Annotated in this window: 6 protein-coding genes and 1 pseudogene; 4 read left to right on the forward strand and 3 right to left on the reverse strand. The window is 71.3% G+C overall.

The annotated features are described in order from the left end of the window. Window positions 1-391: pseudogene (locus GT042_RS39675) on the reverse strand (hypothetical protein); the annotation flags it as partial. Beyond that, the gene (locus GT042_RS34980; RefSeq protein ID WP_161312710.1) at window positions 292-1,230 is read right to left on the reverse strand and encodes a class I SAM-dependent methyltransferase; all 939 of its coding nucleotides are present in this window, start codon (window positions 1,228-1,230) and stop codon (window positions 292-294) included. The pseudogene GT042_RS39675 and the gene GT042_RS34980, both read right to left, overlap by 100 nt. 339 nt (window positions 1,231-1,569) lie before the next feature. On the opposite strand from GT042_RS34980, the gene rpsA reads away from it, so the two are divergent. Next, window positions 1,570-3,090, forward strand: coding sequence for a 30S ribosomal protein S1 (rpsA, locus tag GT042_RS34985; RefSeq protein ID WP_161312711.1), 1,521 nt, complete (start codon window positions 1,570-1,572; stop codon window positions 3,088-3,090). Window positions 3,091-3,185: 95 nt separating this feature from the next. On the opposite strand, the gene GT042_RS34990 is transcribed toward rpsA, so the two are convergent. After that, complete coding sequence (locus GT042_RS34990; RefSeq protein WP_161312712.1) at window positions 3,186-4,160, reverse strand: right-handed parallel beta-helix repeat-containing protein; 975 nt, start codon at window positions 4,158-4,160, stop codon at window positions 3,186-3,188. Window positions 4,161-4,517: 357 nt separating this feature from the next. Here GT042_RS34990 and GT042_RS34995 point away from each other — a divergent pair, with 357 nt between their 5' ends. From GT042_RS34995 to GT042_RS35005, 3 genes are all read left to right on the forward strand, one after another. Beyond that, window positions 4,518-6,041: a flavin monoamine oxidase family protein gene (locus tag GT042_RS34995; protein WP_161312715.1), complete on the forward strand. Its 1,524-nt coding sequence runs from the start codon at window positions 4,518-4,520 to the stop codon at window positions 6,039-6,041. 114 nt (window positions 6,042-6,155) lie between these two features. Next, on the forward strand, window positions 6,156-7,100 hold the full coding sequence (locus GT042_RS35000; protein WP_161312713.1) for a PAC2 family protein: 945 nt from the start codon (window positions 6,156-6,158) through the stop codon (window positions 7,098-7,100). 287 nt (window positions 7,101-7,387) lie between these two features. After that, window positions 7,388-10,771, forward strand: a complete 3,384-nt coding sequence (locus tag GT042_RS35005) for a S8 family serine peptidase (RefSeq protein ID WP_161312714.1) — start codon at window positions 7,388-7,390, stop codon at window positions 10,769-10,771. Window positions 10,772-10,882: the final 111 nt, after the last annotated feature.

Here is a 10,882-nt window from a genome sequence, read left to right on the forward strand (position 1 = left end):
GGAGCCCCGCCAGCACCAGTGGGACCAGCGTCGTCTTGCCGGTCCCGGGCGGGGCGCAGAGCACCGCGCAGCCGTGCCCGTCGCCCGCGCCGTCCCCGGCGCGCCCGTAGAGGGCCCGCTCCAGCGCGGGCAGGGCGGTGCGGACGGGCAGGGCGCGGAGAGCGTCGTGGCGGATCATGCGCCCAGTCTCGTACGACAGCGGGCCCGGCCGGTTTTTTCGTACGAGGCCGGCCGGTCCTCCCGTACGCCCGCCGGTCCTCCCGTACGCCCGCCGGCCCTCCCGTACGCCGGTCAGTCCTCCCGTACGCAGACGAAGATCGCCGTGCCCGGGATCAGCTTGCCGCGCAGCGGCGACCAGCCGCCCCAGACCTGGCTGTTCCAGGCCGGCCACTCCGGCTCCACGACGTCGACCAGCCGGAAGCCGCCCGCCACCACGTCCCGCACCCGGTCGCCGACCGTCCTGTGGTGCTCCACGTAGACCGCGCGCCCCTCCTCGTCCTGTTCCACGTACGGGGTGCGGTCGAAGTACGAGGACGCCACGGACAGGCCCTCGGGCCCCGGCTCGTCGGGGAACGCCCAGCGGACCGGGTGCGTCACCGAGAAGACCCAGCGCCCGCCGGGCCGCAGCACCCGCCGCACCTCACGGAAGACACCCACCGGGTCCGCGACGAAGGGGATCGCCCCGTAGGCGGAACAGGCCAGGTCGAAGGAGCCGTCCAGGAAGGGCAGCTGCCCGGCGTCGGCCTGCACCAGCGGGAAGCCGGTCGGGCGGTCCTGCGCGATCCGCAGGGCGTGCTGGAGCTGGCGGTGGGAGAGGTCGAGCGCCACCGGGCGGGCCCCCTGGGCCGCGAGCCAGCGCGAGCACTGCGCCGCGCCCGCCCCGATCTCCAGGACGTCGAGGCCGCGCAGCGACTCCTGGGGGCCCAGCAGCTCGGCCTCCACCTCGTCCAGGCCCTCGGGGCACCAGACGAAACGGTCGTCGCCGAGGAAGGTGCCGTGCTCGGTCTGGTACTCGTCCGCGTTCCTGTCCCACCAGCCGCGATTGGCCCGGCTGCTCTCCGCCGTGCCGCTCTCGCGCCGGGTGGCCTCGGGCTCGGTGTCGGATTCGGTGCCGGAGCCGGAGCCGGAGCCGGAGCCGGCGTCGGGTGCGGTGCCGGAGCCGGTGGTGGTGCCGGTCGTGGTGCCGCCGGCCGGACCGGCCGCTGATTCGGGTTCGTACTCTTGGATCATCGTGTCCGTCGTCGTAGGCTGCGAGGAGTCGTCGTGGGGCCGTGGTGGCCTCATCGAACGCTGGATGTGCCGGGTATGGGCCGTTCCGCCCCGGGTGTGCGCCTTCGCGCATTGACCGTGCTCGGCTGCCCCCGTATGCTAAAGGTTGCGCTGCGGGCTTGCGCGCCTCAGACGTAGCAGCCGCGCTCGCGTCAGTTGGTTGTCCCCTCGGTCGTCGAGGCGCTTATCCCGTGGTGTGGGATCGGCGCTTCCTTGGCTGTCCGGCTTCGGCAGACGCGATACGGGCTCCCGGCGTAGCAGTACCTACGACTCACTGTCCGCACCGGAGCCCTAACCCACATGACGAGCAGCACCGAGACCACCGCCACCACTCCGCAGGTTGCGGTCAATGACATCGGTAACGCCGAGGCCTTCCTCGCCGCGATCGACGAGACGATCAAGTACTTCAACGACGGCGACATCGTCGACGGCGTCATCGTGAAGGTCGACCGGGACGAGGTCCTGCTCGACATCGGTTACAAGACCGAAGGCGTCATCCCGTCCCGCGAGCTTTCGATCAAGCACGACGTCGACCCCAACGAGGTCGTCAAGGTCGGCGACGAGATCGAAGCCCTTGTTCTCCAGAAGGAGGACAAGGAAGGCCGCCTGATCCTCTCGAAGAAGCGCGCCCAGTACGAGCGCGCCTGGGGCACGATCGAGAAGATCAAGGAAGAGGACGGGATCGTCACCGGCACCGTCATCGAGGTGGTCAAGGGTGGTCTCATCCTCGACATCGGCCTCCGTGGCTTCCTGCCGGCTTCCCTCGTCGAGATGCGCCGCGTCCGCGACCTCCAGCCCTACGTGGGCAAGGAGCTCGAAGCCAAGATCATCGAGCTGGACAAGAACCGCAACAACGTGGTCCTGTCCCGCCGTGCCTGGCTGGAGCAGACGCAGAGCGAGGTCCGCCAGACGTTCCTCACGACCCTCCAGAAGGGCCAGGTCCGCTCCGGCGTCGTCTCCTCGATCGTCAACTTCGGTGCGTTCGTGGACCTCGGCGGCGTCGACGGTCTCGTGCACGTCTCCGAGCTGTCCTGGAAGCACATCGACCACCCCTCCGAGGTGGTCGAGGTCGGCCAGGAGGTCACCGTCGAGGTGCTCGACGTGGACATGGACCGCGAGCGTGTCTCCCTGTCGCTCAAGGCGACGCAGGAAGACCCGTGGCAGCAGTTCGCCCGGACGCACCAGATCGGCCAGGTCGTCCCCGGCAAGGTCACCAAGCTCGTCCCGTTCGGCGCGTTCGTCCGTGTCGACGAGGGCATCGAGGGTCTGGTCCACATCTCCGAGCTGGCCGAGCGCCACGTGGAGATCCCGGAGCAGGTCGTCCAGGTCAACGACGAGATCTTCGTCAAGGTCATCGACATCGACCTGGAGCGCCGCCGCATCAGCCTCTCGCTGAAGCAGGCCAACGAGTCCTTCGGCAGCGACCCGGCCTCGGTCGAGTTCGACCCGACGCTCTACGGCATGGCCGCGTCCTACGACGACCAGGGGAACTACATCTACCCCGAGGGCTTCGACCCCGAGACGAACGACTGGCTCGAGGGCTTCGAGACCCAGCGTGAGGCGTGGGAAGGCCAGTACGCCGAGGCGCAGCTCCGCTTCGAGCAGCACCAGGCGCAGGTCATCAAGTCCCGCGAGGCCGACGAGGCCGCTGCCGCCGAGGGTGCTGCCGCGCCCGCCGGCGGGGGCAGCGCTCCGGCCGCCTCGGGTGGCGGCGGTGGCGGCGGTTCGTACTCCTCGGAGTCGGACGACAACTCCGGCGCCCTGGCGTCGGACGAGGCGCTTGCCGCGCTCCGCGAGAAGCTGGCCGGCGGCCAGAGCTGACGCTCCGGTCGGCAGGTGGCTGAACAGCCGGACGGAAGGCCCGTTCCCCTTCGGGGGAGCGGGCCTTCCGCGTGTGCGGGAGAGCCTTGAAGGCGTCAGGGGGTGACGGCGATGTTCGTCAGGCCGTTGCCGCCGGTCACGGTGTTGGAGCTGTAGACCGTCGTTTTGCAGGACGCGCTGTTGTTGGTGACGTTGACGGCGATCCGGCCCGTGCCGGTCGCACCGGTCAGGTCCGACCGGTTGGAGCGGAAGACCGTGCCGCAGCCCCAGCCGGTCTGCTGGGTGTGGGTCTCGTAGCCGTTGTTCCGGGTGTTGCGGCCGGTGTTGCCCTCGACCAGCGTGTTGTTGCCCTTCACGTCGACCCAGGAATCGTCGAAGTTGGCGTTGGTGAGGCCGTTGCCGTCGAAGGTGTTGCCGATGATGCGGGCGCCGGTGGTGCCTTCCTTGATGTCGATGTTCTCGCCGCCGACGTCGGGCCCGATGGTGTTGTTGAGGATCTGCGCGTTGTCGCTGCGGTCGCTCAGGTCGCCCGCCGAGCCGACGTACACACCCTCGCCCATGCCCCGGCCGTCGTTGCCGGTGTCGTAGATCCGTGAGTTCCTGAGGATGCCGTTGCTGCTGGACGTCCGGAAGTGGACGCCCTCCATGGTGAGGTTGTGCACGGTCACGGAGTCGATCACGACGCCGTTCGCCGCGTCCGTGACGATGCCCTTCTGCGCGTTGGTGACCGTGACGCCCTGGACGGTCCAGTACGCGGCTCCGTTGAGGTGCAGGGCGTAGCCGCCGCCCGTGGTGGTGGTGAGGACGGCGGCGGGCGAGCCGACGAGGGTGATCCTGGCCCCGGCGGTACCGGCCACCGTCGCCTTGAAGTTGCCCTTGTACGTGCCGTCGGCGAGCTTGATCGTGTCGCCGGGCGCCACGGTGGTCAGGGCCGTCTTGAGCTGGGCGGCGGTGCTCACCTGGATGACGGTGGCCGAAGCCGCCGCGCCGGCGGGCGTGGCGAGCAGGGCCGTACCGCCGGTGGCGAGGAGGGGGGCCAGCAGGGCGGGGAGGAGCGTTCGGGCGCGCATGGGGGTGCCTTCCCGGTCAGGGGGCCGGATCGGTTCCGGCCGCCTTGAGCATGCCAAGGTCTGGACCAATGGCCAAGAGGGAGCGGGGGATCGGCCGTCGCGCCCGGCGGTGTGGTGAGCGGAGGGCAACGTGTGGGATACACGAACATCCGACGGGCCGTAACACGCCATTGCCAAGATCCCCGCACACCTGACCGGAAGGGGTAACTGGCCATGCGTCACACGCCGAACACCACCACGGGCACCAGTACGTCGGGCAACAGCGCCACACACAACGGCACTTCGGGTACGAACACCTCCGGCACGAGCCGCCGGAATTTCCTGCGCCAGGTCGGCGTCACCGGGGGAGCCGGGGCGATGCTCGCCACCATGGGGGCCCTGGGTCTCGCCCCCACCGCCGAGGGCGCGAGCCGCGAGCCCGTCTTCCGCGCGCCCAGAACGGGCGACTTCACCCTCAAGGGCCGGGCGGCCGCCAAGGTGGTGATCGTCGGCGGCGGGATCGCCGGCCTCACCACGGCGTACGAACTGGGCAAGGCCGGCTACGACTGTACGGTCCTGGAGGCCAGGGACCGTACGGGAGGCCGCAACTTCACCGTACGCGGCGGGGATTCGACCACGGACCTCCTCGGCCACCGCCAGACGGCGCGCTTCTCGGACGGCCAGTACATGAACGCGGGTCCCGCCCGGATCCCGCAGTGGATGGTCACCATGGACTACTGCCGTGAACTGGGCGTCCCCGTCGAGGTGTTCACCAACTCCAACGCCAGCGCCTACATCTACAACGAGAAGGCCGGCATGACGGCCCCGGTGCGCTACCGCACCGCCAAGGCCGACACGTACGGCTACGTCTCCGAGTTGCTCGCCAAGGCCACCGGACGAGGCGCGCTGGACGCCGAGTTGACCGCCGACGACCAGCAGCGGCTCCTCGAATTCCTCAAGAGCTTCGGCGACATCGGCAGCCAACTCACCTACACAGGAAGCGAACACCGCGGCTTCAGCGTCGACCCGGCCGCCGCCGGCACCCCCGGGGTGGAGCTGGGCTCGGTGCCCACCGTGTCCGAGGTGCTCTCCAGCGGAGTGGGCCGCTACTTCTCCTTCGAGTTCGGGTACGACCAGGCGATGCTGATGTTCCAGCCGGTCGGCGGCATGGACCGGATACCGGCGGCGCTCACCCGGGCGATCGGCCACGGCAGGATCCGTACCGGCGCCGTCGTCCGGAAGATCACCGACAAGGCGCACGGCGTGAGCGTCACCTACACGCAGAACGGCCGGACCCGCGCGATCGACGCCGACTACTGCGTCGCCGCCCTGCCGCCCCACCTCCTCGCGAAGACCTCCCACAACCTGGGCAGCGCCGTGCAGACCGCGCTGGAGGCCGTACGGCCGTCGTCCGCCGGCAAGATCGCGCTGGAGTACCGCAGCCGCTGGTGGGAGAGCGACCACCGGATCTACGGCGGGATCACCGAGACGGACATGGACCTCAGCCACATCTGGTACCCGTCGTACGGCTTCCACGGGGCGCGCGGCACCGTCATCGGGTACTACAACACGGGCACCAACGCCGACACGTACGGGAACCTGACCCCCGCCGAGCGGGAGAAGCGGGCCGTCGCCCAGGGCGAGAAGATCCACGGCGCGAAGTACCGCACCGAGCTGGCGTCCTCCTTCTCCCACCACTGGCGGCAGACCCCGCACCTGGAGGGCGCCTGGCACAGCATGTCCGGCGGCCCCGACGCGCCGGTCTTCGCACCGCTCAACCGCGCCGCGGGCCGCGTCTACTTCGCCGGTGACTACCTCTCGTACGCGGACGCCTGGCAGCACGGCGCCTTCACCTCCGCCAGGAAGGTGGTGAGCACGCTCCACGCGCGCGTCCTCGCCTGACGTCGCTTGACGTCGCCCGACGTTCCGACGTTGGTAACGGATCTTCGTGCGGCACGGGGAATGCCCGTGCCGCACGGCGCGTTCTTCCTACGAACACGAGGAGGAGCGGTAATCGTGCTTGATCCGCAGGGTTTGTACGAATGGGAGCCCAAGGGCCTCGCCGTCGTCGACATGGCGCTGGCACAGGAGTCGGCGGGCCTTGTCATGCTCTACCACTTCGACGGCTACATCGACGCGGGGGAGACCGGCGACCAGATCGTCGAGAACCTGCTGGAGTCGCTGCCCCACCAGGTGGTGGCCCGCTTCGACCACGACCGGCTCGTGGACTACCGGGCGCGCCGGCCGTTGCTGACCTTCAAGAAGGACCGCTGGGCCGGTTACGAGACCCCGACGCTCGACGTGCGCCTGGTCCAGGACGCCACGGGAGCGCCGTTCCTGCTGCTGTCGGGCCCTGAGCCGGACGTGGAGTGGGAGCGGTTCGCGGCGGCCGTCCGCCAGATCGTGGAGCGCCTGGGAGTACGGCTCTCGGTGAACTTCCACGGCATTCCGATGGGCGTCCCGCACACCAGGCCGGTCGGCATCACGCCGCACGGCAACCGCACGGACCTGATGCCGGGCCACCGCAGCCCCTTCGACGAGGCGCAGGTGCCGGGCAGCGCGGAGTCGCTGCTCGAATACCGCCTGATGCAGTCGGAGCACGACGTCCTCGGGGTGGCCGCGCACGTCCCGCACTACGTGGCGCGGTCCTCGTACCCGGACGCGGCGCTGACCGCGCTGGAGGCGATCACGGCCGCGACGGGACTGGTCCTGCCGAGCATCGCGCACTCCCTGCGCACCGAGGCACAGCGCACGCAGACCGAGATCGAACGCCAGCTCAGCGAGGGTGACGAGGACCTGGTGACCATGGTCCAGGGGCTTGAGCACCAGTACGACGCGGTCGCGGGCGCCGAGAGCCGGGGGAACCTGGTCGCGGAGCCGGCGGAGCTGCCGTCGGCCGACGAGATCGGCCGTGAGTTCGAGAAGTTCCTCGCCGAACGGGAGGGCGACGGAGGAGCCTGAGGCCGCCAGGCCCCAGCGGCGCCCCGAGCGGCGCCGAAGATCTTCCCGCGATTCTTCCCGCGATGACCGCGGTGCCCGGACAACTGTCCGGACGCCGCGGTCTTCGCTGTTCCGGGGCGCCATGGGCCGGCCCGGCGCCGTGACAATGGCTTGTTAAATGTCCGGACCAGTCGTGCCCGCCTGTTGGTGTATGCGCGTAATCATCCGATTGACGTAGTGATCACGCACTCTTAGCGTGTCCGCGTCACGGGTGGGCGACCGGCTCCCCGACCGGCCCGGGGGGTATCTTGCGAAGATCACAGCGAACGACGACGGCAGCCGTCGTCGCCGGCGCCGCGGCCCTGGCCCTGGCGGCCACCGGGATCGGCGCAGGACCGTCCGCCGCACAGCCCGGGGGTACGGACGGCCCCGCCACGGCCACCACGCGGCCGGCCGCCCCCGGGGACGGCGCCGGGATCACCCTGATCACCGGCGACCACGTCGTCCTGGACGGCCGGGGCAAGGTCGCCCGGCTGCTGCCCGCCGAGGGCCGCGAGGCCGTCCCGGTCCAGATCAGCGAGATCCAGGGACACACCTACGTCCTGCCCTCCGACACGGCGGGCCTGATCGCCACCGGCAAGCTGGACCGCCGCCTCTTCGACGTGACCGAGCTGAGCCGCCCCGAGTACCGCCGACTCGTCGGCGACGGCGTCCCGTTGCTCGTCACCTACACCGGCTCCGGACCGCGCTCCGCCGCGCGCGGCGACCTGCGCGCGGACACCGGCGCGACCGTTCGGGCCGAGATCGACACCGTCGCGGGCGAGGCCCTGACCGTCCCGGCACCCGGCGCGGGCGCCGCGTGGGCCGCCCTGACCAGCCGCTCCGCCCAGGGCCACCGCCTCGCCGCCGGAATCCGGTCCGTCCGGCTCGACGGCCTGGTCACGGCCTCGCTGGACAGGAGCGTGCCGCAGATCGGCGCCCCGGACGCCTGGCACGCCGGATACGACGGCACGGGCGTGAAGGTCGCCGTCCTCGACACCGGGATCGACACCCGCCACGCGGACCTGGCGCCCCAGGTGGTCGCCGAGAAGAACTTCACCGACGCGCCCGACGTCTCCGACCACTACGGGCACGGTACGCACGTCGCCTCCACCATCGCGGGCACCGGCGCCGCCTCCCAGGGCAGGTACAAGGGCGTCGCGCCAGGCGCCCGGCTGATCAACGGCAAGGTGCTCGACGACCGGGGCGCGGGCACCGAGTCCTCGATCATCGCCGGCATGGAATGGGCCGTCGACCAGGGCGCCACGATCGTCAACCTCTCCCTCGGCGGCGGTGACACCCTCGGCGTCGACCCGGTCGAGGAGACCGTCGACCGGCTGTCCGACCGCGCGCTGTTCGTGATCGCGGCGGGCAACGAGGGCCCCGGCCCCTCCACCCTCGGCACCCCCGGGACCGCCGACCGCGCCCTCACCGTCGGCGCCGTCGACCAGCAGGACACCCTCGCGAACTTCTCCTCGCGCGGGCCGCGTATCGGGGACAGCGCCCTCAAGCCCGACCTGACCGCGCCCGGCGTCGACATCACGGCCGCGGCAGCCGAGGGCAGCCGCATCGACACCGCCCCGGGCACCCCCCACCCCGCGCCCGGCTACCTCACGATGTCGGGCACCTCCATGGCGACCCCGCACGTGTCCGGCGCCGCCGCGCTGCTCTCCCAGCAGCACCCCGACTGGAGCGGTACGCGGATCAAGGACACGCTCGTCGGGTCCGCCAGGCCGGGCCCGTACAGCGCCGTCGAGCAGGGCGCCGGCCGGGTCGACCTGACCCGGGCCGTCGTCCAGGACGTCGTCGCCGAGCCCGCCTCGCTGAGCTTCGGGGCCCCGCTCTGGCCGCACGCCGACGACCGGCCGGTGACCAAGACGCTCACCTACCGCAACAGCGGTACGGAAGCCGTCACCCTCGACCTGACCGCGACCGCCACGGGCCCCGCCCGCACCCCCGCCCCCGACGGCTTCTTCACCCTCGGCGCCCGGCAGATCACCGTACCGGCGGGCGGCACCGCGTCCGTCGACGTCACGGCCGATCCCCGGCTCGGCGGCGAGACCCTCGGCGTGTACAGCCTCGCCGTCACCGCGAGCGCCGGAAAGCGGTCCGTGCGGACGGCGGGCGCGCTCAACCTGGAGGGGGAGATGTACGAGCTGACCCTCAAAGCCACCGCGCGGGACGGCTCCGCCCCCGGCGACGGCGACTGGTCCGGTTACGTCTACGACCTCGACCACGACACCATGACCGCGGTCTCCGGCGACCACGGAACGGCCCGGCTGCGGCTGCCCAGGGGCACGTACACGATCATCGGCGAGGTACCGCTGCTGAGCCCCGAACTCGTCTACATCGGCGACGACTTCGTCTCCGCGCCGAGGCTGCTGCTCGACAAGGACACCACGCTGGCCGTCGACGCGCGGCGGACGAAGCTGATCGACCTCGCGGCGCCGGATCCCGACGCCTCGTACAGCTCCGGCTTCGTGACCCTCACCCCGGACGGCGCGCCGGGCCCGATCGCCCTCTACATCGGCAACCTGTCCGAGGGCTTCCGTACCCAACAGGTCGGCCCGCGGCCCGCGCCCGGGACCGTCTCCTCCCACATCGTCGCCACCTTCGTCACGGACACGGCGACGTTCCTGCTCGCGGACAAACGGGACGACGGCTTCTACACCGGGCGCAGGGTGCACCCGACGTGGGACCGGCTCGCCAAGATCACCTCGCGGCAGGGGGCTTCGGTCACCGGCCGGACCGGCGTCATCCTCTCGACCCCCGACAACGGGTTGTACGGATCCACGTACACGGGCGCCCCGGAGACGGTCACCACGTACCTCCAGACCGGCCGCACCTGGCAGCGGACCTTCCAGCAGCTGCGGGGCGGGAGGACGGTCGAGGTGGAGTACCCGCTGCCGGCCCGGACGTACCGGGGCGGGAAGGAGTACGCCGAGACCTTCAACACCGGGGTCTTCGGCCCGGCGCTCGCGGGTCGCGGCTCCGGCACCGGCCGTGGATCCGGCTCCGGCTCCGGCACGGTTAACGGCCCCGGATCCGGCCTGGTCAGGGACGGTGACCGGTTGACCGGCTCGATCCGCCCCTTCACGGACGGCGCGGGACACGACGGCGAGAGCCTGTACGACACGGCGTCCGCGTCCACCACGCTGTACCGCGACGGCGAGCCGTACGCCACGGTCCAGGACCCGCTGGACACGGCGGGCTTCGACCTCCCGAAGGAGAGGGCGCGCTACCGGCTCGTCACGACCGTCGGCCGGGTCAAGTCCGGTGTGGCGACGGTGGGTACGGAGGTGTCGTGGTCGGCCGAGTTCACCTCGGGCCGCACGGCGAAGCCCACCAGCATCCCGTCGAGCGTGGTGCGCTACACGCCGCGACTCGCCCTCGACGGAACCGCCCCGGCGGGCGCGCGGCTGCGGGTGCCGGTCACTGTGCAGGGCTCGGCCGCCGGTCACGGCCTCGCCTCCCTCGCGGTGTACGGCTCGTACGACCGGGGCGCGACCTGGTCGCCGCTGACCGTGCGGGACGGCGCGGTGACCGTGGTGAACCCGGCGGCAGGCGGTTCGGTCTCCTTCAAGGCCGAGATCAAGGACCGCGACAAGGGGGTCTTCACCCAGACCCTCCTCGACGCCTACCGGACGCGGTAGGCCCGCTCGCGCGGTGTGAGGGCACCGCGCGCAGACGGCCACGGGCCGCCCGTCCGCCGGGCGGCCCGTGGTCGTCCCCCCGTGGCCCGTGGTCGTCCGCCCGCAGGCCGT

It is taken from the genome of Streptomyces sp. SID3212, from assembly GCF_009865405.1.
Lineage (GTDB): Bacteria > Actinomycetota > Actinomycetes > Streptomycetales > Streptomycetaceae > Streptomyces.

What these genes read in the sequence shown, in the direction of transcription:
- GT042_RS34980 (WP_161312710.1), bottom strand. Translation starts at nt 1,230, where the DNA reads ATGATCCAAGAGTACGAACCCGAATCAGCGGCCGGTCCGGCCGGCGGC.
- rpsA (WP_161312711.1), top strand. Translation starts at nt 1,570, where the DNA reads ATGACGAGCAGCACCGAGACCACCGCCACCACTCCGCAGGTTGCGGTC.
- GT042_RS34990 (WP_161312712.1), bottom strand. Translation starts at nt 4,160, where the DNA reads ATGCGCGCCCGAACGCTCCTCCCCGCCCTGCTGGCCCCCCTCCTCGCC.
- GT042_RS34995 (WP_161312715.1), top strand. Translation starts at nt 4,518, where the DNA reads ATGCTCGCCACCATGGGGGCCCTGGGTCTCGCCCCCACCGCCGAGGGC.